The organism is Herbaspirillum sp. Her4, assembly GCF_057961335.1.
In genome coordinates this window covers 5,297,488-5,320,770 of sequence record NZ_CM176330.1, presented here as the reverse complement: position 1 = coordinate 5,320,770, position 23,283 = coordinate 5,297,488, and the positions used below count along the sequence as shown (strand labels likewise).

Sequence of the window (23,283 nt, the reverse complement as noted above, 5' to 3'; positions counted from 1 at the left end):
CAAGGCACGCCGGGAGGATCTGGCAGAAAGGGCAGGTGTAAAGTCTTCATATTTCTCACAAATCGGTAGCAATCGGAATCGGTCAGGGGCACAAGCTCCGGTAAAATGGCTACCCTATGACTACCCCGCAATTTGTACACCTCCGTATGCACTCGGAGTACTCCATCGTGGATGGCCTGGTGCGTATCGACGACATCGTCAAGGCCGCCGCCAAGGATGGACAGGCCGCCCTGGCGGTGACCGACCTCGCCAACCTGTTCTGCATGGTGCGTTTCTACAAGGAAGCGCGCGGCAAGGGCGTCAAGCCCATCGCCGGCTGCGACCTCTGGATCACCAACGACGCCGACCGCGAAAAACCCTTCCGCCTGCTGGTTTTGATCAAAAGCCGTCATGGCTACCTGCAGTTATGTGAAGTCTTGTCCCAGGCCTGGCTTACCAACCAGTACAAGGGCCGTGCTGAAGTCCGCATGGAATGGCTGGACGCGCTGCGCCACCAGGAAGGCGGCAATGGATTGATCGCCCTGTCGGGTGCCGCCATGGGCGACATCGGCCAGGCCATCGACAACGGCAACCTGGCCCAGGCCGAGGCCTGCGCCCGCCGCTGGGCCGAGATCTTCCCCGGTGCCTTCTATCTGGAACTGCAACGCGCCGGCCAGGCCAACATGGAACTGCAGGTGCGCCAGAGCGTGGCCCTGGGCGCCAAGCTGGGCTTGCCGTGCGTGGCTACGCATCCGATCCAGTTCCAGAGCCCGGAAGAATTCATCGCCCACGAAGCCCGCACCTGCATCGCCGAAGGCGAGATCATGGCCAATGCGCGCCGCGTGCGCCGCTTCAACGAGCAGCAATATTTCAAGTCGCAGGCCGAGATGGCCGAGCTCTTCGCCGACCTGCCCGGTGCGATTGCCAATACCGTGGAAATCGCCAAACGCTGCAACCTGGTGCTGCAGCTGGGCAAGCCGCAACTGCCCGACTTCCCCACGCCGGACGGCATGACCATTGACGACTTCCTGGTGGCCCAGACCAAGGCCGGGCTGGAAGTGCGCCTGAAGGAATTGTTCCCCAACGAAGCCGAACGCGAGAAGCAGCGCCCGCGCTATGAAGCGCGCCTGGAGTTCGAGAACAACACCATCATCAAGATGAAGTTCCCGGGCTACTTCCTGATCGTGGCGGACTTCATTCAGTGGGCCAAGAACAATGGCGTGCCAGTCGGCCCCGGCCGGGGTTCCGGTGCCGGCTCGCTGGTGGCTTACTGCCTGTTGATTACGGACCTGGACCCGCTGCGCTACAACCTGCTGTTCGAACGTTTCCTGAACCCCGAACGCGTCTCGATGCCCGACTTCGACATCGACTTCTGCCAGGAAGGCCGCGACCGCGTCATCCAGTATGTGAAGGATCGTTACGGCAAGGAGGCGGTCTCGCAGATCGCCACCTTCGGTACCATGGCCGCCAAGGGCGCGGTGCGCGACGTGGGCCGCGTACTCGACCTGGGTTACAACTTCTGTGACGGCATCTCCAAGTTGATTCCCTTCAAGCCGGGCAAGCTGGTCACGCTGGCCGACGCCATCGAGGAAGAGCCTCTCCTGAAGGAGCGGCTGGAGAACGAGGAAGAGGTCAAGCAGCTGATGGGCCTGGCCCAGCAGGTCGAAGGCATCGCCCGCAACATCGGCATGCACGCCGGTGGCGTGCTGATCGCACCCGGCAAGCTGACCGATTTCTGCCCGCTCTACACCCAGGGTGGCGACTCCGGCGTGGTCTCGCAATACGACAAGGACGACGTGGAAGCCGTCGGCTTGGTGAAGTTCGACTTTCTGGGCCTGACCACGCTGACCATCCTCGACCGGGCAGTGCGCTACATCCGCATGCTCGATCCGGCCATGGCCGATTTCGACCTGGCCAAGCTGCCGCTGGACGACCGGCCCTCCTACGAACTGCTGACCAAGGCCAAGACGGTCGCCGTGTTCCAGCTGGAAAGCCGCGGCATGCAAGGCATGTTGAAGGATGCGCGTCCTGACCGCTTCGAGGACATCATCGCCCTGGTGGCGCTGTACCGTCCCGGCCCGATGGACCTGATCCCCGACTTCTGCAAGCGCAAGCACGGCGAAGCCTTCGACTATCCTGACCCGCGTACCGAGGGCATCCTCTCCGAGACCTACGGCATCATGGTCTATCAGGAGCAGGTGATGCAGATGGCGCAGGTGATCGGTGGCTACTCGCTGGGCGGCGCCGACTTGCTGCGCCGGGCGATGGGCAAGAAGAAGGCCGAGGAAATGGCCAAGCACCGTGAACTGTTCCGCGAAGGCGCGGCCAAGAACGGGCTGGACCAGGCCAAGGCCGATGAAATCTTCGACTTGATGGAAAAGTTCGCAGGCTACGGCTTCAACAAGTCGCACGCCGCCGCCTATGCGCTGCTGTCCTATTACACCGCCTACCTGAAGGCGCATCACCCCGCCGCGTTCATGGCCGCCAACTTGTCGCTGGCCATGGAAGACACGGACAAGGTCAAGATCCTGATCGAAGACTCGATCGACATCTGCAAGCTGGCCATCCTGCCACCGGACATCAACAAGTCCGACTACCGCTTCATGCCGGTGGGCGAGCCGGGCAAGAAGGCCACCCAGATCCGCTATGGCCTGGGGGCCGTCAAGGGGGCAGGGCAGAACGCCATCGAAGCCATCCTGGAGGCGCGCAAGAATGGTCCCTTCAAGGACTTGTTCGACTTCGCCAAGCGGGTGGACAAGAAGCAGATCAACCGCCGCACCATCGATTCGCTGATCCGCGCCGGTGCCTTCGACTGCTTCAAGGTCGATCGTGCCATCCTGCAGGCCTCGGTCAACCTGGCCTGGGAAAGTGCCGAGCAGGCCGAGAAATCGGCCAACCAGGTCAGCCTCTTCGGTGGCGACGACAGCGACCTCGAAGCGCCGCTGGAATACGTGCAGGTGCCGGCCTGGAGCGACAAGCAGCGCCTGACGGAAGAGAAGGGCGCCTTGGGCTTCTATCTCTCCGGCCACCTGTTCTCGGCTTACGAAAAGGAAGTGCGCCGTTTCGTGCGCACCAAGATCGCCAGCCTCGAACCCTCGTGGGAACCGCGCAGCCTGGCCGGTATCATCACCGGCGTGCGGGTGCAGATGACCCAGCGCGGCAAGCTGGTGATCTGCACGCTGGACGATGGCACGGGCGTGATCGAGGCAACGATTTACAACGAATTGTTCGAGCCCTTCAAGCACCTCATCAAGGAAGATGAATTGCTGGTGGTCTCGGGCAAGGTGTCGGAAGACCGTTTCAACGGCGGCCTGCGGGTGGCCGCCGACAAGGTCATGGATCTGGGCGCGGCGCGTATCCAGTACGGGGTGCGCATGGTGGTGTCGCTCAACAAGGCGATCGACCCGAATCACCTGCGCGACACCCTGGCCGCGCATCGCCAGGAGCAGGGCCTGCCCTTCGTGATGCGCTACCGCCAGGCCGACGCTGCCTGCGAGGTGGTGCTGGGCGATGCCTGGCGCGTCAATCCCAGCGACAGCCTGCAATCGACGCTGGTGGCTTCCTTTGGCAAGGAAGCGGTGGTGGTCGAATATTGATCCCGCAAGCCTGCACATGGGACCGGGGAAGGACCCGGGCGCACTCTCCCGGCCCCGGCCGCAGGGATATTTCCTCATGGACGTAAAAGAATGAAACTAAAAATCTCGCCGTATTTTCTTCGCCTGCTGCGCTTGCACATGCCTTATCGCTGGCGTCTGCTGATGGCCTTCATCGCCATGGCGGTCACGGCCGGCACCGAACCTGTGGTGCCTTATATCTTTCAGGTGTTGCTGGACAAGGGCTTCGTGGGCAAGCCGGCATTCTCGCTGTGGCTGGTGCCGGTGGCCGTGATCGGGATCTTCGTCATCCGCGGCGCCTCCACCTTCGCCAGCAGCTATCTGATGACCTGGGTCACCACCCGCATCCTCAATGAGGTACGCGGCCGCATGTTCGCCCAGATGCTCGATTTTCCGTTGGCCTTCTATGCCAGCAACAGCGTGGGCAAGGTCATCAATTCGATCATGTTCGAGGTGCAGGGCATCACCGACATGGTGACCCGAATCTTCACATCGATGATCCGTTCGGCCTTGACCGTATTGGGATTGCTGGCCTGGCTGCTATATCTGAACTGGTCGCTGACCATCGTCACCCTGATCCTGTTGCCCTTGCTGGCGACGGTAGTGCGCTTCACCAGCCGCAACCTGAAGAAGCTCAACCAGGAATCCCTGAAGGTCAATGCGGAGCTGACCCAAGTCATCGAAGAGTCCACTCGTGCCCAACAGGTCATCAAGATCTTTGGCGGCCAGGAGTTCGAGAAGCAGCGCTTTCATATGAGTTCAGAAAACCTGCGCCGCTACACCATGCGCATGACCAAGACCTTTTCCTCGACCGTGCCCATCACCCAGTTCATGACGGCATCGGCGGTGGCCATCGTGATCGTGATGGCACTCATCCAGTCGGGCAATGGCCAGATCACCGTGGGCGGCTTCGTTTCCTTCATTACCGCGATGCTGATGCTGCTGACGCCCTTGAAGCAGCTGGCAGAAGTCAATGGCCCCCTGCAACGCGGCATGGCGGCTGCCGAGGCGGTCTTCAACCTGATCGACATGCCCACCGAGCGCACCGGCGGACGCGAACTGCCCGGCCGCGCGCAAGGCAAGATCGATCTGGTCGATCTGTGTTTCGCCTATCCCGAGCGCGAGCAACTTGCACTGGATCATCTGAACCTGAGCGTGAAGGCCGGCGAGACCATCGCGTTCGTCGGCATGTCCGGTGGCGGCAAGTCCACTCTGGTCAACATGATTCCGGGTTTCTATTCGGCCACCGGCGGGCAGATCCTGCTGGACGGCGAACCCATCGAGCAGATTTCCCTGCGCAGCCTGCGCAAGCAGATTGCCATGGTCAGCCAGCACGTCGTGCTGTTCAACGGCACCATCATCGACAACGTGGCCTATGGTGATGCCCAGCCTGATCTGGCACGGGTCGAGGCCGCGCTGGAAGCGGCCCATCTGGGCGGGCTGGTCAAGGAGCTGCAGGACGGGATGCATACCGTGGTCGGCGACAACGGCTCACGCCTCTCCGGCGGTCAGCGCCAGCGTCTGGCCATTGCACGCGCCATTTACAAGAATGCCCCCATCCTGATCCTGGATGAAGCCACCTCGGCGCTGGATACCGAATCGGAGCGCGCCGTCCAGGCCGCTCTGGACTGGCTGATGGAAGGCCGCACCACCTTCGTTATCGCCCACCGTCTGTCTACGGTGGAACGTGCCGACCGTATCGTGGTTCTATCGGCCGGCAAGATCGTCGAAGTCGGAACCCACCAGCAGCTGCTGCAACAGAACGGCGCCTACGCCAAGCTGTATCACCTTCAATTTTCCGGCGACGATACTGAACAGGATGAGAGCAAATTGCAGCAACTGAAAAAGCTGGTCTGACAGGCGTACAACAAGAGCGTATATACAACGACATGTCCATGCATAACGAAGAAACGGCGCCCGGGGGGGCGCAAATCGTTCCGCAAGCTTTATTGCAGCGGGCCGACAAGATACTGTTCGTTGCCCATCTGGCACTGGGGGATTTCACTTACATGCAGGCCTGCTTCAAGGCGTTTGCGCAGGCGTACCCGCACATCAAGATGCACTTGTGGGTCGATGAGGTGCGGCGCACCTATGACTTCCGCCAGTGGAAGCATCTGCAAAACTACGTGGTCTTCGACTGGCTCGAGGCTTGCCCCATGTTTGACCGGCTTTATACCAAGACCTACAGTCCCTTCGCACTCCATAGTTCGCTGCGCCAGGCACGTCTGGAGCAGTATCCCATCGTGGTGTCCTTCGGCATCGCGCGGCGTGATTTCTACGCCCAGCTGGTGCGGCGGATCAGCCCCAAGGGTTTCGTGGTGAGCATGTCCAAGCGGGTACGTTTCTATGACCTCCGCAAGCACCTGATCTACCGCGCCCTGGATGGCAGCTATCCCTATTCGCGTCAGAAGACCCAGCACATCAGCGATATCTGCGCGGACTGGTTCCTGCAGTTGTTCGGTCTGGAGGTGCCGCTGCAGGCGCGCGTGCCGGACTTGCCGGTCCCGCCCAGCTGGCGCGGCCAGGCCCAGGCGCAGTTGGCGCAGTGGGGCAGTGCAGCCAAGGGAGAGCGCAGTCATCCCCTCATTTTCGTCAACGCTTTTTCCAAACAGAAGGAGCGTAACTGGCCGCTGGGCAACGCCATTGCGCTGGTGCAGCGCATGCAGAACGATGCCCGCTGGAAGGATGCCCATTTCGTCCTCAACGCCCCGCCCGAAGCCAGTGAGCAGGTCCGCCAGACGGTCAGGGACAGCGCATTGCCCCGCCTGCATGTGTTCAGCGCCCAGGAGCATTTCTTCCAGCTGCCGGCGATGCTGGAGCAGTGCGATCTCATCATCACCGTCGAGACCTCCATCATGCACTTTGCCAATGCCGTGCGGGTGCCCGTGGTGGCGATGATGCGCCAGATCAATCCGGAGTGGGCGCCGATCGATGCGGCGCAGACCAACATCCTCTACACCGAGGGTTTCGAGGACAGCCTCGACCGCATTCCGGTGGACAAGGTGATGCATTTCCTCGATATCCCGATGGGAAGCGCACCGCGCTTCTCCCCCGAACAGCTGAGACGGATGGCCAACTGAATGAGCGCGATACCCGCACCCCGCCTGGCTGGCGCCGACAAGATTCTCTTCATCGCCCACCTGGCCATTGGCGACTTCACCTATCTGCAGAACTTCTTCCGGGCCTTCGCCCAGGCATATCCGCACCTGCAGGTGCATCTGTGGATCGATGAGGTGCGCCGCACCGATGACCAGAGCAAGTGGCCCTATCTGAAAAACTACGCGCTCTATGACTGGGCCGAGCATTGCCCGTTCTTCGCCAAGGTCTATCGCCGCACCTACAGCCCGGCCCTCTTGGAAGAGTCGATCGTAGAAGCGCGCGCCCAGCATTATCCGCTGGTGGTTTCCTTGGCGACTTTGCGACCGGCGCAGTATGCGCGCCTGGCACGCCAGATCGGCCCCGATGCCTGGGTCGTCGGCATGCGCGGCAAGTTGCGCTGGTACGCGCCGCTGCAACAGCTGGCCTATCGCTGCCTGGATGCCGCCTTTGCGCCGCTCAAGCCCTTTGCCGGTTATCACATCACTGATGAGTATGCGCACTGGTTCGGGCAACTCGGCAACGTGTCCGTAGAGGGGGAACAGCGCCTGCCCTTCGTCGAGATTCCGCAGCAGTGGCAAGAGGCTGCCCAGGCGCAACTGCTGGAGTGGGGCGTTGACAGTCCCGTTACCGGCACCGGCAAGCCGGCATTGGTGTTCATCAATCCCTTTGCCAAGACCAGAAAACGCTGCTGGCCCGTGACCCGCGTGGCAGAACTGATCTCGGCGCTGCAGGCCAATCCGGCGTGGGCGCAGACCCGTTTCGTCGTCAACGCCACCCCCCAGGAGATCGAAGCGGCCAAGGCCGAGATCGCCGATCACCTGCCGGCGCGGACATATTGGTTCAGCGCCCAGCAGAATTTCTTCCAGCTGCCGGCCGTGTTGCAGCGCTGCGGCCTGATCATCTCGGTGGAGACGGCCGTCATGCACCTGGCCAATGCCGTGCATGTCCCGGTGGTGGCGCTGATGCGCCGCAAGAATCCGGAGTGGGCACCTATCGACCGCGCCCACAGCACGGTCATCATGGCCGCGCGCCGCAGTGACTGGGTGGATGCCATCTCCACGCAGCAAGTGCTGGAAGTGCTGCAAACACCGGAGCTCAAGCAGTGAACAGCCTGTCTTCCAATCCGGTGCCCAGTGCCGCCCAGCGCGACCAGGACACGGTGCACATCGCCTTCTGCGTCGATGATCGCTATTTCCGCTGCATGGGCGCCACCATTGCCTCCTTGCTGGTCAACAACCCGCGCCGCCGTTTCAGCTTCCACGTGCTGGCCACGCAGGTCAATGAAGACAACCGCCGCCGCTTCGCTGCGCTCGGGCAGCAGCCCGGCGTTGCCACGCAGTTGCACGTGCTGGATGCTGCGCTGTTTTCCCGCTTCGAGCACTACACCAAGTCGACCTATTACTCCTCGGCTATCTTTGCGCGGCTGGTCATTGCCGATGTGCTCAAGTCGGTCACGGATCGCGTCTTGTACCTGGATGCGGACATCCTGTGCGTCGGTAGTCTTGACGCACTGCTGGCGCTGGATCAGCAAGACACGATCGCCGCCGTCGTTCCCGACGCCGAAGCCACCACGCGGCGCCGGGTGGAGGCGCTCAAGCTCAAGCATGGGCGCTACTTCAATTCGGGGATGCTCTACATCAATATCGCCAACTGGATCGCGGAGGGCATCACCCAGCAGATCATTGATGTGCTGCTCAAGGAATGGGAGGATTTCCGTTTCCCGGATCAGGACGCGCTCAACCTGGTGCTGGACGGCCGCGCCCTATACGTCGACATCCGCTGGAATTATCTCTATGGCCTGGTGGGCGATCTGGAGAGCAGGCGCACCGCGCTGGCCATTCCCGAGGGCGCGGCCAGCCTCATCCATTTTGCCGGGTCGGTCAAGCCGTGGGGGGTATGGAGCGGCCACGACGCCGTGGCGCTGTTCCAGCGTTATCACGCCGAATCGGCCTGGTCGGATCTGCCGCTGGACCTGGCACCGGAGAATCACAAGGAATTGCGCATGCATTCCCGCTTCCAATGGGCACGCGGCCAGTACGTCGACAGCTTGCGCTGGTACTGGCGCTATTTGATGGCACGCCGCCGGTTGCATCGTTGACCGCCGCTCGCCCCAGGCAGACCCATACGGCCCCAGGACGTCAGAAAGCACAACATGACACAACAATTGATTCCCGCAGACTTGCTCGGCAAGGCGGACAAGATTCTCTTCGTCGCCCATCTGGCACTGGGCGATTTCACTTACATGCAGAATTGCTTCCGCGCATTCCGGCAAGCCTATCCGCATATCCGCATCCATCTCTGGGTCGATGAGGTCAGGCGCACCCCGGATCCGAGCCAGTGGGAGCACCTGAGCAAGTATTCGCTCTACGACTGGGTGCGCGATTGCGGGATGTTCGAGCGCATCTACGACCGCACCTACAGCCCGGAGCTGTACCGGCAATCCATCGAAGAGGCGCGCCAGGAAAACTATCCCATCGTGGTGTCCTTTGCCGTGCTGCGCCGTCATCTTTATGCCGAACTGGCCCGCAAGCTGTCGCCCCATGGCTTCGTGGTGGGACAGAAGAAACGGGTGCGCCTGCTCGATATCCGCAAGCATCTGGCCTATCGCAAGCTGGATGCGGTCATTCCTGCCTACACCACGGCCGATCTGAATGGCCGGCACATCAGCGAGATCTATGCCGGCTGGTTCTCGCAGCTCTTTGGCATGCCCATCGACCGGGATGCCTTGTTCCCCTACGTGGACATCGCGCCCGTCTGGATCGACCGCGCCCGCGAGCGCTTGCAGGCGGCCGGCGTGGCGCCGGGCAGCAGGCTCATCTTCCTCAATGCCTTCTCGAAATCGCAGGAACGCAGCTGGCCGCTGGAACGCATGATCGAACTGGCGCAGCGCATCCGCCACAGCCCGGGGGCAGGGCAGATGCATTTCATCATCAATGTGGTGCCCGAGAAGATGGCGCAGGCACAGGCCTTGCTGCCACCAGGAAATAATTTCCTTCATCTCTTCAGTGCCCAGGAGAATTTTTTCGAACTTCCTGCTGTCCTCAGTCTGTGCACGCTGATTGTCTCGGTCGAGACCGCCATCATGCATCTGGCCAATGCGGTCCATGTGCCGGTCATCGCGCTGATGCGCCAGACCAGCCCGGAGTGGGTGCCCTTCGATGCGGCCTCGACCACGCTCATTGGCGTGAAGACGCGCAAGGGCTGGATTACCGAGATTTCCGTGGATGAGGTGCTGGAGACCGTCTTGCGCCATGGCGCCATGGCACCGGCGATGGCCCCATCTGATTGAACGAACGCCGCCACTTCTTGCCGCAGGTCACCTACTTCTATTTCTTATAAGAATTCTTTCAAAATGAATCACCCCACCACGCCCCTGTGGCTGCAATGCTCGTTCTTCGGCGTCCTTTCCGTGTTCCTGCTTCTGGGGCTGAGCGTGGACAGAGTGGCGGGCGCCTGCTTTTACCTGCTGATCCTGCTGGGTCTGGCCAGCATTCTGCAGGGCGGCCGGGCCAGCCTGGTGGCGTATGCAGGATCCTGGCGCCGTTACTGGCCACTTTATCTGGCGATGACGTCGGTGCTGCTGTCGCTGGCGTTGAGTCAGTGGTTCTTCCATCAATTCTCTTCCAACGAGCTCAATTTCGGCCTGCGCTTCTTTGGCTTCGTTTTTTTCTTCTGGGGCATCTGCCAGTTGGAAAAGCGCTTCTTCCATTGGATGGGTTGGCTCTTCGCCGGGGGGGCCGTCATCGTCATGCTCAAGACATATTGGCTCACCGGTGGCGGCGTCACCCGCGATCATCCGAACTTCATGCCCATTCTCGCCTTCTCGGAACTGGGCGGCCTGCTGGGTGTGATGGCGGTCTTGTCCATCGCCTGGTCTCAGCGCAGCGAGGACCAGCGCTATCGTTTGCGCAGGTGTCATCTGCCACTGGTGTTGGCGGGCGTGTGCAGTCTCTACACGATTTATCTTTATCAGTCGCGTGGTGCGTGGCTGGCCATTCCCGTTTTTGCCATCGCCATCAGCCTGACCTTCCTGCCCGGCAAGACCGCAGTGAGGAAGATGCTGGTGGCCCTGGTTGCATTGCTGCTCATCGGCGTGATCTATGGCACCACCTCTTCGGTGCAGCAGCGGGTAGCGCAGATACAGGCCGATGTGCATGACATGAAGGTACACGACAAAAGCGATTCTTCCATCGGCACGCGCATGCAGTTGTGGAAGGCCTCGGCGCGCATATTTGCCGAGCATCCGCTGATCGGAGTCGGACTGACGGGGTATTCGCCCGCTTTGAAGGAGATGGCCAGACGCGGTCTTTTGTCCGAGCAGAGCAGCCAGTTTCCCCACTCGCACAATGAAGCACTGTTCTTTGCCGTCATTCTCGGCAGCGCCGGCATCGTCTCGCTGTTGGCCTTGTATGTGGTGCCGTTGATCTACTTCCTCCGCGCGGTGACGCGCGCGCCGCAGACCGGTGCCGCAGCGGCGATGATGGGTGTCACGCTGGTGCTGAGCTACGTCGCCTACGGTCTGGTGGACGTCATGCTGTTGTGGCGCGAATGCGCGCTCTTTTATGTCATCGTACTGGCCGTGCTGATGGGCGCGGTGGAACGGATGTCGCTCAACGGAAATGCGCGATGCGCCTTGAGCAGCGGCATCAATACCGCCAGCACGTCCGCTGCGAAGAAGTGCTGATAACGGCGCCGGCGCACTCTCCAGCCTTCCAGCGTCAGCTTTCTGACCTGTTTCAACTGGATCGTCGCCAGATTGGCTTTCAAGGGCAGGCTGTTCCAGGCCAGTGGTAGGCCCAGGGATTGCTGCACCGGCCGGTAGGTACGCTGGTCGCGGGCCATGTTCGGATAGATCGCCAGTTGCGGCTTGAGCGGGCAGAGCTGTGCAAACAGATGGCTGGGCCCGGTATCGCCGCCGATGAAGGCATCGGCCGCCAGCATCTGCGCCATCATGTCGCGATAGGATCCATTGAACTGACCCTGGGCCGGGTTGAGGATGATTACCTCGCATCCCGCTCCTTGCAGCGCCCGTGCCGTAGCCTGCGCATCGCTGCGCTGCCAGTTGCGCCGGTGATTGTAAGTGGCATCGTCAAGCACGTGCATGAGTACGCGCGGACGCTTCGGTTTGCGCTGCTTGAGCAGTTCCTGGGCGGCCACCATCAAGTCTTCGGGGATATGCTCGAAAAATCCGTTGGCGGGATGAAGGGCAAATTCATTGGTGGCATTGATCCACAGGATGGTCTGGTCCCACTGCGGCAAGGCGGTCGCGGCGATCTCTTCGCGCGAGACGGCCACGAAGGTTTCCGGGAAAAACACATCCATCGGAAACGGTTCAGGAATCAGCAGGTGCTCATCCACCATGCCGAATCGTTCCCCCGTGCGCAGGCGCCGCTGCTGGGCATACCATGCCGAGGCCATGCGGTCGCCCAACCGCAATTTGCTGAAATCGACATACGCGGACAGGGAGGGCGTGGCGGTGGATGCGCTGGAGAAGGAGTTCATGGGCAAAGCGTATAAGAGGGGGCGGACTGGGCGGACTCTGGGCGTTACATCAGAATGATGTCGTATTGTTCTTGCTGGTAATCACTCTGCACTTGCAGCGACACCGGCTTGCCGATGAAATCGCCCAGCATGGCCAGGTGTTGCGATTCTTCTTCCAGGAACATGTCCACCACTACCTGCGACGCCAGGATGCGGAATTCGCGCGGATTGAACTGCTTGGCCTCGCGCATGACCTCGCGCAGGATCTCGTAGCACACCGTGCGCGGCGTCTTGACCTGGCCGCGTCCCTTGCAGGCCGGGCAGGTCTCGCAGAGGATGTGGGCCAGCGATTCGCGGGTACGCTTGCGGGTCATCTCCACCAGCCCCAGCGTGGAGAAGCCCGAGACCGAGATCTTGGTGCGGTCGCGCTGCAGCGCCTTGCCCAGTTCGGCCAGCACGGCGTGGCGGTGCTCCGTGCTCTCCATGTCGATGAAGTCGAGGATGATGATGCCGCCCAGGTTGCGCAGCCGCAGCTGGCGCGCAATCGCGTGCGCCGCTTCCAGGTTGGTCTTGAAGATGGTGTCGTCGAAGTTGCGGCCATTGACGAAGCTGCCGGTGTTGACGTCGATCGTGGTCATCGCTTCGGTCTGGTCGACGATCAGGTAGCCGCCCGACTTCAGGTCCACGCGGCGGCCCAGGGCGCGCTCGATTTCCTCTTCCACGCCATACAGGTCGAACAGCGGACGCTCGCCCCGGTAGTGCATCAGCTTGGGCAGCACCGAGGGCGTATAGATGGCACCGAACTCCTGCAGCATATGGAAGTTCTCGCGCGAATCGACCTGGATGGTGGCGGTCTGGTCCGAGACGAAGTCCCGCAGCACGCGCTGCGCCAGCGACAGGTCCTGGTGCAGCAGAGTAGGCGCCGGCTTGGTCTTGGCTTGCTTGATGATGGTGGCCCAAGTGGTGCGCAGGTATTCCACGTCCATCTGCAGGTCGCTGTCGGAAGCATCCTCGGCCATGGTGCGGATGATGAAGCCGCCTTTTTCTTCGGGCGGCAGCAGCGCCTGCACCTTGCTGCGCAAGAGTTCGCGCTCGGCTTCGTTCTCGATGCGCTGGGAGATGCCGATGTGCTTGTCCTGCGGCAGGTAGACCAGCATGCGCCCGGCAATCGAGATCTGCGTCGACAGCCGCGCGCCCTTGGTGCCGATGGGGTCCTTGATGACCTGCACCGTGATGGTCTGACCATCGTGCAGCAGTTTCTCGATGGGAATGGCCGGCGCGTTCTGGCCGTCGTGCGGACGGGCTTCCCAGATGTCGGCCACGTGCAGGAAAGCGGCGCGCTCCAGGCCGATGTCGATGAAGGCCGATTGCATGCCCGGCAGCACCCGCACCACCTTGCCGAGGTAGATGTTGCCGGCCAGGCCGCGCGAGAGGGTGCGCTCGATGTGCAGTTCCTGCACGGCGCCTTGCAGGATCAGCGCCACGCGCGTCTCCTGCGGCGTGATGTTGATGAGGATGTCTTCGCTCATAGGATGCGAACGCCCGCTTGTTGTAATAGTTGAGCCGTCTCGAAGAGCGGCAGCCCCATGATACCGGAATGGCTGCCCACGATATGGCTGATGAAGACCGAGGCCAGCCCCTGGATGCCATACGCGCCGGCCTTGTCGTAAGGTTCGACGGTATTGCAATAGGCGGCAATGGCCTCTTCGGTCAAGGGCGCAAAGCTGACATCGGACTGCTGCACGATCTGCCAGACCTCGGTTTCGACCCCGTGGGTCACGCCCACCGCCACGCTGGTCAGGACCTGATGGGTGCGGCCGGAGAGCAGGGTGATCATGCGCACGGCTTCATCGTGATCGGCCGGTTTGCCCAAGATCAGGTCGTCCACCACCACGGTGGTATCGGCCGCGAGTAGCGGACGATGCGGCAGCTGGCGCAGGATCATGGTCTGCTGGGCGCTGTCGAGCTTGGCGCGGGTGACGCGGGCGACATAGTCCAGCGGGGCTTCGCCGGGCAGGACACTCTCGTCGACTTCCTTGTCCGAGAGCATGAGTTCGAAATCGATGCCGATCTGGCGCAGCAGTTCGCGGCGGCGCGGGCTTTTCGAGGCGAGGTAGATTTTGTGGTCCGCTTGTTTCATTGAGCCAGGGATGTCAAGAGCCGGTACCGGGAGGCCGGAATCCGGCGGTGGACGCCGTCAGGCGCGGTGATACGGATGGTTCTGCGTGATCGACCAGGCACGATAGAGCTGCTCGGCCAGCATCACCCGCACCATGCCATGCGGCAAGGTCATGCTGGAGATGCGGATGAGCGTATCGGCCCCGGCCTTGAAGCCGGGATCGAGCCCGTCAGCCCCGCCGATGACGAAGGCCACGTCGCGTCCATCCTGCTGCCATTGCTCCAACTGCTGCGACAACTGCACTGAAGTCCAGTCGCGCCCGCGTTCGTCCAGGGCAATCACGCGCGCGCCCTTGGGCAGCGCCGCTTCGATCTTCTCGCGCTCCTGCGCCATCACGGTTTCGGCCGTGCGGCTGCCGGAGCGTTCGACGGGTTTGATTTCCTTCAGGATGATCCGGCATTCCGGTGGCATGCGCTTGGCATACTCCTGGAAGCCGGTTTCTATCCACGCCGGCATCTTGTGGCCGACGGCAGCGATGACCAGCTGCATCAAGCCTTGCTGGTGCGCTTGGCGGCCGGCTTCTTGGCGGTCTCGCTCTTGGCGGGCGCCACGCGCACGGTCTTGCCGGTCGGGGTCTTGGGCGCAGCGGCCTTGCGGGTGGTGCCGGCCTTGGTGGTGGTGGTCTTGCTGCCGGCTGCCGTACCACGGGTGGTGGTGGTCTTGGCCGCCGTGGTCTTGGTGCCGGTAGTACGGGTGGTGCGGGTCGTGCCGGCAGCAGCGCGGGTACCGGTGGTGCTGGTGGTCGTCGCGCGCGGCTTGCGGGCCGGCTTCTTCGGTGCGTCCTCGTCGTCGTCCAGGGCCTGGCTGGCTTCGACGGCTTCCGCCTGGGCGCGGGTGCGGCGGGTCTTGGGGGCCGGGGCTTCGTCGACGGCGGCGCGCTTGGCGGCAGCCGAAGTGCCGGTGCGCTTGGCCGCGCCCAGCTTGACTTCCTTGTCGCCCCAGATTTCTTCCAGACGGTAGTAGGTACGGATGGCCGGCTGCATGATGTGCACGATCATGTCACCCAGATCGACCAGCACCCATTCGCCGGTGTCTTCGCCTTCGACGCTGACGACATTGCCGCCCTTGGCCTTGACCTTGTCGCGCACCGAGGCGGCCAGCGCCTTGGTCTGGCGGTTCGAGGTACCGGAGGCGATGGCCACGCGGTCGAACAGGGAGGTCAGGTGCGAGGTGTCATAGATGCGGATTTCTTGCGCCTTGACGTCTTCCAGAGCGTCCACGACCAGGGTTTGCAGTTTTTTGATGTCCATTATGAATTTCGGTACAGATGTTGTTGTTCGATATAGTCTAGCACCCTGCCCGGGATCAGCGAATCGGGTCGGGTGCCGCGTTGCAGCTGGGCACGGATTTCAGTCGACGAGATATCGACCGCCAGCCCGAGGGCCAGGTAGCCGTATCCGTGCGTGGTGCTGCGGATCTCTTGCGGCGCAGCGCTGCGCCGCTTGAATTCGTCGCGCACGGCCGGCGGCACGTGCGCATCGGCCAGCGCGAAGCCGGGCCGGGAGGCCGCGCACAAATGCGCGTACTCGAATAATTCCTGCCAGTGCTGCCAGGTGTCCAGGTGCTGCAACTGGTCAGCGCCCATCAGGAACACGATGGACACCTCCGGCCCCAGCTCCGCGCGCAGTGCGCGCAGGGTATCGATGGTATAGGTCGCGCTGGAGCGGCGGATTTCCTGCTCATCGATGACCACCGGTACCTGCTGCTGGCCGAAGGCGCGCCTGACCATTTCCACCCGGTCGGCCGCTTCGGCCTGCAGGCCGTGCTTCTGCCACGGATTGCCGGTGGGGATGACGCGCAGCTCATCGGGCTGCAGCAATTGCACGAAATGCTCGGCCAGCAGGACATGGCCATTGTGCACCGGATCGAAGCTGCCGCCGAGCACGGCAATGCAGCGCTGCGCCGCAGGCGGCACCATTACAGCCATTCCTTGTGGACCAGGAAGTCCGAATACAGCGCCGCTTCCGGGCTACCCGGTTCCGGGTGCCAGTCATAGCGCCACTTCACCAGCGGCGGCATGGACATCAGGATGGACTCGGTGCGTCCGCCGGATTGCAGCCCGAACAGCGTGCCCCGGTCGAAGACCAGGTTGAATTCCACATAGCGCCCCCGGCGATAGGCCTGGAAGTCGCGTTCACGTTCGCCATAAGGCGTTTCCCGGCGCGCCGCCAAGATGGGCAGGTAGGCGTCGAGGAAGGCATCGCCCACGCTGCGCTGCAGGGCGAAGGCCTGCTCGAAGGGCAGGGCGTTGAAGTCATCGAAGAAGATGCCGCCGACGCCGCGCGGCTCCTTGCGGTGCTTCAGGTAAAAATAGTCATCGCACCATTTCTTGAAGCGCGGATACAAGTCCTCGCCATAGGGCTGCAGCGCATCGCGGCAGGTGCGGTGGAAGTGCACTGCATCTTCCTTCACGCCGTAGTAGGGCGTGAGGTCCATGCCGCCGCCGAACCACCAGACGGCTTCTTCGCCTTCCGCATGGGTGGTGAAGAAACGCACGTTCATGTGCACCGTCGGCACGTAGGGATTGCGCGGATGCAGCACCAGCGACACGCCCATCGCTTCCCAGGCGCGGCCCGCCAGTTGCGGGCGGTTGGCCGCAGCCGAGGGCGGCAGGTTCTTGCCCATCACGTGAGAGAAGCCGACACCGCCGCGCTCCAGCAGGTTGCCTTCTTCCAGCAAGCGCGAGGTGCCGCCACCGCCTTCAGGGCGTTCCCAGGAATCAGACAGGAAAGTCTTGCCATCAGCGGCTTCCAGCGCGGCGACGATGCGCTGTTGCAGGTCCTGCAGGTAAGCCTTGACGGCAGCGGTGTTGGTGGCGGCGTTGGAATGGGTGGTCACGGCGGGTCGCTCTGGTACACGGTTACTGGACGGAAATGCGTTCCAACCCGCCATTGTACCTTGACCGCCCCCGGCTGGGGCGTCAAAAGCCGGTCCGCAGGCGATGCCGGACCGGCGTTGTGGGGCAAAGGCCTCAGTTTTGCGGCGGCTGAGCCAGAGGCACGGCCACCTGGTAAGTCGCCGGCGCCGGCCAGCCTTCCTTCAGGCAGACCTCGGCGATGGCGTTCTGCACGTCGTTGTAGACCTGCCCGAAATTGGGCGTGGGCGCATGCACGCGCAGGGCGATCAGGGTGCCGGTGGCATTGAATTCCTGGATCACGATGCCCGGTGCCGGCGTCTGCAAGACGTTGGGAATGGCCTTGATGCGTTCGGAAAGCTTGGCGATGGCCTGCTGCGGATCGACGCTGTAGGCAATCTGGCAACGCAGGTCGGTGCGGCGGGTGGCGTTGACGTTGTAGTTGATGATGTTTTCCGAGAACAGCTTGTTGTTGCCGATGATCACGCGCAGGTTGTTGTCGGTAGTGATGATGGTGGTCACCAGGCCAATGTCGGAGACCGTGCCGGTCTGGCCGGCGGCGGTGATGTAGTCGCCCACCTTGAAAGGACGCAACACCACCAGGAAGATGCCGGCCGCAAAATTGGACAGCAGGCCCGACCAGGCCACACCCAGGGCCACGCCGACCGCGCCGATCATGGCCGCAAAGGAGGTGGTCGGGATGCCGCACACTTCCAGGATGCCCATCACCAGCAGGATGCGCAGGATGACGTGCATGGCCGAGCTGGCATAGTTGATGAGCGTGGTCTCGAACTGGCGCGCGGTCAGCACGCGGCGCACGATCTTGGAGAGCGTGTTGATGAACATGCCGCCGACGATCCAGATGACGATGGCGGCAATCACCTTGAGCCCGAAAGGCACCAGGTAGAGGTTGATCAAAGTTTCAAAATTGAGCAGGTGGTCTGGCATCGATATGTCCTTTTCTTCTGGGAATGCGGGTCGTGGCGGGGGCATGCTGCCCGGAAACGCCCGTCGTGCTTAGGCTGCGGAGGCGTCATTTTGTTGCAGTGGCACGGCAAGTGCCACGCATGCCTTCCAAATGAAATCCCCCGCAACACACACGGCGTTGCGGGGGATGGAGACGGCATGCGGCCCGGCTTAGCGCTTGAGGGCGCGCCAGCCGATGTCGCGGCGCATCTGCGAACCGGCGAAGTGGATCAGGTCGGCGGCGTCATAGGCGTGCTTCTGCGCGACCTTCACGCTGTCGCCCAGACCCACCACGCACAGCACGCGGCCACCGTTGGTGGTCAGCTTGTCGCCGTTGAGGGTGGTACCGGCGTGGAAGGTGACGCAATCGGCGGTCTCGGCCGGGATGTCGGTGATGAGGTCACCCTTGCGCGGTTCTTCCGGATAGCCATGGGCAGCCATGACCACGCCCAGCGCGGTACGGCGGTCCCATTCCAGTTCGATCTTGTCCAGGGTGCCGGTGACCGCATGTTCGAACACGGTCAGCAGGTCCGTCTTCAGGCGTGCCATGATGGGCTGGGTTTCGGGGTCGCCCATGCGGCAGTTGAATTCCAGCGTCTTGGGGTTGCCCTCGGCGTCGATCATCAGGCCCGCATACAGGAAGCCGGAGAACGGGATGCCATCCTTGGCCATGCCCTGCACGGTCGGCACGATGATCTCGCGCATGACGCGCGCATGCAGCGCCGGGGTGACGATGGGAGCGGGCGAGTAAGCACCCATGCCGCCGGTGTTGGGGCCCTGGTCGTGATCCTGCAGGCGCTTGTGGTCCTGGCTGGTGGCCAGCGGCAGGATGTTCTTGCCGTCGACCATGACGATGAAGGAAGCTTCTTCACCGGCCAGGAATTCCTCGATCACCACGCGCGCACCGGCGTCGCCCAGCTTGTTGTCGGAGAGCATCATGTCCACGGCCGTATGCGCTTCTTCCAGCGTCATGGCGACCACCACGCCCTTGCCGGCGGCCAGGCCGTCGGCCTTGATGACGATGGGCGCGCCCTTTTTGGCGATGTAGTCATGCGCGGCCGCCACGTCCGAGAAGGTCTGGTACTCGGCGGTCGGGATCGCATGGCGCTGCATGAAGGCCTTGGCGAAGTCCTTGGAGCTTTCCAGCTGCGCCGCTTCCCTGGTGGGACCGAAGATCTTCAGGCCACGGGCGCGGAAGACGTTGACGATGCCGGCCGCCAGCGGGCCTTCCGGGCCGACCACGGTCAGCGCCACGTGTTCCTGCTCGACGAAGTCGGCCAGGGCCACGGGATCGGTGATGGCGATGTTCTGCAGGCGCTCGTCGAGCGCGGTGCCGCCATTGCCGGGAGCAACATAGACCGTCTGGATGCGCGGCGACTTGGCAATGGCCCAGGCCAGCGCATGTTCACGGCCACCGGAGCCAACAACTAGGATTTTCATGGGATAGGAAGATAAAAGTGGCGAATGGGGCGGAAAGGGTCGTCTTGTCCGTATCTTTATAAACCGGCTGGGTGATCGGGTGAATTATTCTTCGATCACGGCGTTGGTATAGAGCTCCTGGGTATCGTCCAGGTTCTCCAGCGCATCCAGCAGCTTCTGCATCCTGACGCCGTCCTCGCCCGCAAACACGGTCTCGGTGGAGGGCTTCATGGTGATCTCGGCGACTTCGGCCTTGAAGCCGGCGGCTTCCATGGCGGACTTCACGGCCGAGAAATCATTGGGAGCGGTCAGCACTTCGATGCCGCCTTCGTCGTCGGTGAGGACGTCTTCGGCACCGGCTTCGAGCGCGGCTTCCATGACGGCATTCTCATCGGTACCGGGCGCGTACATCAGCTGGCCACAGTGCTTGAAGAGGAAGGCCACCGAACCTTCGGTCCCCATGTTGCCGCCGAACTTGGAGAAGGCATGGCGCACTTCGGCCACGGTCCGCACGCGGTTGTCGGTCATGCAATCGACGATGATGGCTGCGCCGTTGATGCCGTAGCCTTCATAGCGCACTTCTTCATAGTTCACGCCGTCCAGGGCACCGGTGCCGCGCTGGATGGCGCGGGTGACGTTGTCCTTGGGCATGTTGGCGTCGGAGGCACGGTCCACGGCCAGGCGCAGGCGCGGGTTGGTGTCCGGATCGCCCCCGCCCATGCGGGCGGCGACGGTGATTTCCTTGATCAGGCGGGTCCAGACGCGACCACGCTTTTCATCCTGACGGCCTTTACGGTGCTGAATATTGGCCCATTTGCTGTGTCCAGCCATGTTGAATCTTTCCTGCGAGAGGGTGAGGCCAGAACCGTCCCGCCTGCGCAAGCCGCTCCTGGAGGCGCCTCGGCAAGACCGGCGGGCGCGGGCAAGGCATCGCTGCAGCAGGGGGACCCGGCGCCCAGGGTTCGATAATGCATTTCCTGACGCCATGTTCTGACTATAATCGGGCGGGCATTTTACCATACCGCCACCCCGTCATTTTTGCCTTGAAGGCCCAGTCGAGATGATTAATCCGCTTCCCATCGCTACCCATTCCGGCGGGCAACTGTGCCTGCTGCCGCAACTGGCCAACCGTCACGGCTGCATCACCGGTGCCACCGGCACCGGCAAGACGGTCACCCTGCAGGTGCTGGCCCAGGCCCTCTCCGATATCGGCGTGCCGGTCTTCATGGCTGACGTCAAGGGCGACCTCTCCGGCCTGGGCAAGGCCGGCAGCGCCTCCCCCAAGACCAGCGCGCGCCTGGCCCAGCTGGGCTTGCCCGAACCGGCCTGGGCCGCGGCACCGGTGGCGTTCTGGGACGTCTACGGCGAACTGGGCCATCCGGTGCGTGCCACCGTCTCCGACATGGGCCCGCTGATGCTGGCCCGCATGCTCAACCTGAACGATACCCAGCAGGGCGTGCTGCAGCTGGTGTTCAAGATTGCCGATGACCACGGCCTGCTGCTGCTCGATACCAAGGACCTGCGCGCCATGCTGCAGCACGTGGGCGAGAATGCGGCGCAGTTCAAGACCGAATACGGCAACATCTCGGCCGCCAGCGTGGGCGCCATCCAGCGCGGGCTGATCGCCATCGACGAGCAGGGCGGCGACCAGTTCTTCGGGGAACCGATGTTGAACATCGAGGACTGGATGCAGACCGATGCCCAGGGACGCGGCATCATCAACATTCTCGCCGCCGACAAGCTCATGAATGCGCCGCGCCTGTATTCCACCTTCCTGCTGTGGATGCTGTCCGAATTGTTCGAGCACCTGCCCGAAGTGGGCGACCTGGACAAGCCCAAGATGGCTTTCTTCTTCGACGAAGCGCACCTGCTCTTCGATGAAGCCCCCAAGCCGCTCCTGCAGAAGATCGAGCAAGTGGTCCGCCTGATCCGCTCCAAGGGCGTGGGCATCTACTTCGTCACGCAAAATCCGCTGGACATCCCCGACACCGTGCTGGGCCAGCTCGGCAACCGCGTCCAGCACGCCCTGCGCGCCTACACCCCGCGCGACCAGAAGGCCGTGCAGGCGGCCGCCGAGACCTTCCGTCCCAATCCCATGCTCAATACCGCCCAGGCCATCACCGAGCTGGGCGTGGGCGAGGCGCTGGTGTCCTTCCTCGATGAGAAGGGGCGGCCCAACATGGTCGAGCGCGGCTACGTGCTGACCCCGGCCTCGCAGATCGGGCCCATCAGCGTGGAGGAACGGCGTGCCTTGATCGCATCTTCGCTGGTGGCCGGCGTCTACGAACAGGCCATCGACCGCGAATCGGCCTATGAGCGCCTGAAGGGACGCGCGGTGCAGCAGCCGCAGGCAGCGCCTGCTCCGGCGCCGCAACCAGCCCCCGCTCCGGCCGATGACAATGCCTGGGGCGCATCGGCAGGCCGTAGCGCACCGGCCCCTGCCAGCACCTCGCGTCCCAGTGGGGGTGCGCGCATGCCGCAGCCGCAACCCGCTCCACAGCCACAGTCACAGTCACAGCAGGATCAGGGCGGTGGTCTGGGCGACCTGCTCAAGGATGCCGCCGGTGGCATCTTCGGCAGCGGCAGCGGCAATCGCCGCAGCGATTCTCCCCTGCAGGCCATGGTCAAGTCGGCCGCACGCAGCATCGGTTCGCAGGTCGGGCGCGAGCTCATTCGCGGCGTGCTTGGCTCGCTGATGAAGAAGCGCTGACACGGTGCTGAGCCCGCCCGCGCGGCGAGTGCGCAGCCCAGGGTTTACAATCGCGGCCATGACTGCCGCTCACACCCCCGTTCATTCCACCCCGCGCCAGGCCTTCCTGGGCGGGCTGCTGCTCGCCATCATTGGTGCCATCTTCTTTTCCGCCAAGGCCATCGTGGCCAAGCTGATGTACCGCTACCAGGTCGATGCGGTCATGGTGATCACGCTGCGCATGCTGTTTTCTTTCCCCATGTTTGCCGCCGTGGCGCTCTGGAAAGCGCGCACCCAGCCGCCCCTGGCGCGCGCCGACGTGCTGCGCATCGTGGTGCTGGGATTGATGGGCTATTACCTGTCGAGCTTCCTCGACTTCCTCGGGCTGCAATACATCTCGGCCGGGCTGGAACGCCTGATCCTGTTCCTTACGCCTTCCTTCGTGATGCTGATCGCCTTTTTCTTCTTCAAGCGCAAGGTCGGCTGGATCGAATGGGCGGCCTTGCTGGTGTCCTACTTCGGTACCGTGCTGGTGCTCCAGCATGACCTGCATACCGGCGGCAGCAACGTCATCCTCGGCAGTGCTCTGGTGCTGGGATCGGCCCTGAGCTATTCGATCTACCTGATCTCTTCCGGCGAACTGGTGCGCCGGGTCGGCGCGGTGCGGCTGGTGGCCTATGCCATGTGCGTGTCCAGCGTGGCCTGCCTGATCCAGTTCTTCATCTTGCGCGCGCCCACCGACCTGGTCACGCAGGTGGCCCCGGTGTACCAGCTTTCACTTTTCAATGCAGTGTTCTGCACGGTGCTGCCGGTGTTCCTGACCATGGTGGCGGTAGCCCGCATCGGCGCCCCCACGGCCGCCCAGGCGGGCCTGGTGGGGCCGGTCTCGACGCTCTTCATGGGCGCCGTGCTGCTGGATGAACCGATCACCGGCATCCAGCTGGCCGGCACCGCCCTGGTGCTGGCGGGCATGTGGCTGCTGTCGCGCAAGAAGCGCTGAGGC

At 62.9% G+C, this 23,283-nt stretch carries 18 protein-coding genes; 9 read left to right on the top strand and 9 right to left on the bottom strand.

Features of this window, described 5'->3' with window-relative positions:
• The first annotated feature begins 116 nt into the window (after positions 1-116).
• The 7 genes from dnaE (at position 117) to ACWFUC_RS24060 (ending at position 11,376) form a co-directional block, all read left to right on the top strand.
• Complete coding sequence (dnaE, locus tag ACWFUC_RS24090; protein WP_489623580.1) at positions 117-3,575, top strand: DNA polymerase III subunit alpha; 3,459 nt, start codon at positions 117-119, stop codon at positions 3,573-3,575.
• Between the two features lie 90 nt (positions 3,576-3,665).
• Positions 3,666-5,450 (top strand): lipid A export permease/ATP-binding protein MsbA, encoded by a 1,785-nt coding sequence (gene msbA / locus ACWFUC_RS24085; protein ID WP_489623579.1) that lies wholly within the window; start codon positions 3,666-3,668, stop codon positions 5,448-5,450.
• Positions 5,451-5,488: 38 nt separating this feature from the next.
• Entirely contained in the window at positions 5,489-6,673 is a 1,185-nt protein-coding gene (locus ACWFUC_RS24080; RefSeq protein ID WP_489623578.1) for a glycosyltransferase family 9 protein, read from the top strand.
• Positions 6,674-7,798, top strand: coding sequence for a glycosyltransferase family 9 protein (locus tag ACWFUC_RS24075; RefSeq protein WP_489623577.1), 1,125 nt, complete (start codon positions 6,674-6,676; stop codon positions 7,796-7,798).
• Positions 7,795-8,790: a glycosyltransferase family 8 protein gene (locus ACWFUC_RS24070; RefSeq protein WP_489623576.1), complete on the top strand. Its 996-nt coding sequence runs from the start codon at positions 7,795-7,797 to the stop codon at positions 8,788-8,790. Before ACWFUC_RS24075 ends, ACWFUC_RS24070 begins: the two co-directional genes overlap by 4 nt.
• A gap of 54 nt (positions 8,791-8,844) precedes the next feature.
• A complete protein-coding gene (locus ACWFUC_RS24065; RefSeq protein ID WP_489623575.1) occupies positions 8,845-9,981 on the top strand; it encodes a glycosyltransferase family 9 protein in 1,137 nt (378 codons plus the stop codon).
• A 63-nt stretch (positions 9,982-10,044) separates the two neighbouring features.
• Positions 10,045-11,376: an O-antigen ligase family protein gene (locus ACWFUC_RS24060; RefSeq protein WP_489623574.1), complete on the top strand. Its 1,332-nt coding sequence runs from the start codon at positions 10,045-10,047 to the stop codon at positions 11,374-11,376.
• Positions 11,377-12,238: 862 nt separating this feature from the next.
• Here the strand turns inward: ACWFUC_RS24060 and rng are convergent.
• From rng to ACWFUC_RS24015, 9 genes are all read right to left on the bottom strand, one after another.
• Positions 12,239-13,702: a ribonuclease G gene (gene rng, locus ACWFUC_RS24055; RefSeq protein WP_034336330.1), complete on the bottom strand. Its 1,464-nt coding sequence runs from the start codon at positions 13,700-13,702 to the stop codon at positions 12,239-12,241.
• Positions 13,699-14,313: a Maf family protein gene (locus tag ACWFUC_RS24050; RefSeq protein ID WP_121043269.1), complete on the bottom strand. Its 615-nt coding sequence runs from the start codon at positions 14,311-14,313 to the stop codon at positions 13,699-13,701. Before ACWFUC_RS24050 ends, rng begins: the two co-directional genes overlap by 4 nt.
• Before the next feature lie 57 nt (positions 14,314-14,370).
• Positions 14,371-14,841 (bottom strand): 23S rRNA (pseudouridine(1915)-N(3))-methyltransferase RlmH, encoded by a 471-nt coding sequence (rlmH, locus tag ACWFUC_RS24045; protein ID WP_039784406.1) that lies wholly within the window; start codon positions 14,839-14,841, stop codon positions 14,371-14,373.
• Positions 14,841-15,602, bottom strand: coding sequence for a ribosome silencing factor (gene rsfS / locus ACWFUC_RS24040; RefSeq protein WP_034336324.1), 762 nt, complete (start codon positions 15,600-15,602; stop codon positions 14,841-14,843). The genes rlmH and rsfS overlap by 1 nt, the downstream gene beginning before the upstream one ends.
• Positions 15,602-16,270 (bottom strand): nicotinate-nucleotide adenylyltransferase, encoded by a 669-nt coding sequence (locus tag ACWFUC_RS24035; protein WP_034336321.1) that lies wholly within the window; start codon positions 16,268-16,270, stop codon positions 15,602-15,604. Before ACWFUC_RS24035 ends, rsfS begins: the two co-directional genes overlap by 1 nt.
• Entirely contained in the window at positions 16,270-17,190 is a 921-nt protein-coding gene (hemF, locus tag ACWFUC_RS24030) for an oxygen-dependent coproporphyrinogen oxidase (protein ID WP_489623573.1), read from the bottom strand. Before hemF ends, ACWFUC_RS24035 begins: the two co-directional genes overlap by 1 nt.
• A gap of 133 nt (positions 17,191-17,323) precedes the next feature.
• Complete coding sequence (locus ACWFUC_RS24025) at positions 17,324-18,154, bottom strand: mechanosensitive ion channel family protein (protein WP_088757255.1); 831 nt, start codon at positions 18,152-18,154, stop codon at positions 17,324-17,326.
• Positions 18,155-18,343: 189 nt separating this feature from the next.
• Positions 18,344-19,612, bottom strand: coding sequence for a phosphoribosylamine--glycine ligase (gene purD / locus ACWFUC_RS24020; protein ID WP_034336307.1), 1,269 nt, complete (start codon positions 19,610-19,612; stop codon positions 18,344-18,346).
• A gap of 84 nt (positions 19,613-19,696) precedes the next feature.
• Positions 19,697-20,422 carry a YebC/PmpR family DNA-binding transcriptional regulator gene (locus tag ACWFUC_RS24015; protein ID WP_034336305.1) on the bottom strand — a complete coding sequence of 242 codons (726 nt, stop codon included), beginning with the start codon at positions 20,420-20,422 and terminating at the stop codon, positions 19,697-19,699.
• Positions 20,423-20,651: 229 nt separating this feature from the next.
• Here ACWFUC_RS24015 and ACWFUC_RS24010 point away from each other — a divergent pair, with 229 nt between their 5' ends.
• The gene (locus ACWFUC_RS24010; protein WP_489623572.1) at positions 20,652-22,301 is read left to right on the top strand and encodes a helicase HerA-like C-terminal domain-containing protein; all 1,650 of its coding nucleotides are present in this window, start codon (positions 20,652-20,654) and stop codon (positions 22,299-22,301) included.
• Between the two features lie 58 nt (positions 22,302-22,359).
• On the top strand, positions 22,360-23,280 hold the full coding sequence (locus tag ACWFUC_RS24005) for a DMT family transporter (protein ID WP_209582679.1): 921 nt from the start codon (positions 22,360-22,362) through the stop codon (positions 23,278-23,280).
• The last annotated feature ends 3 nt before the right edge of the window (positions 23,281-23,283 follow it).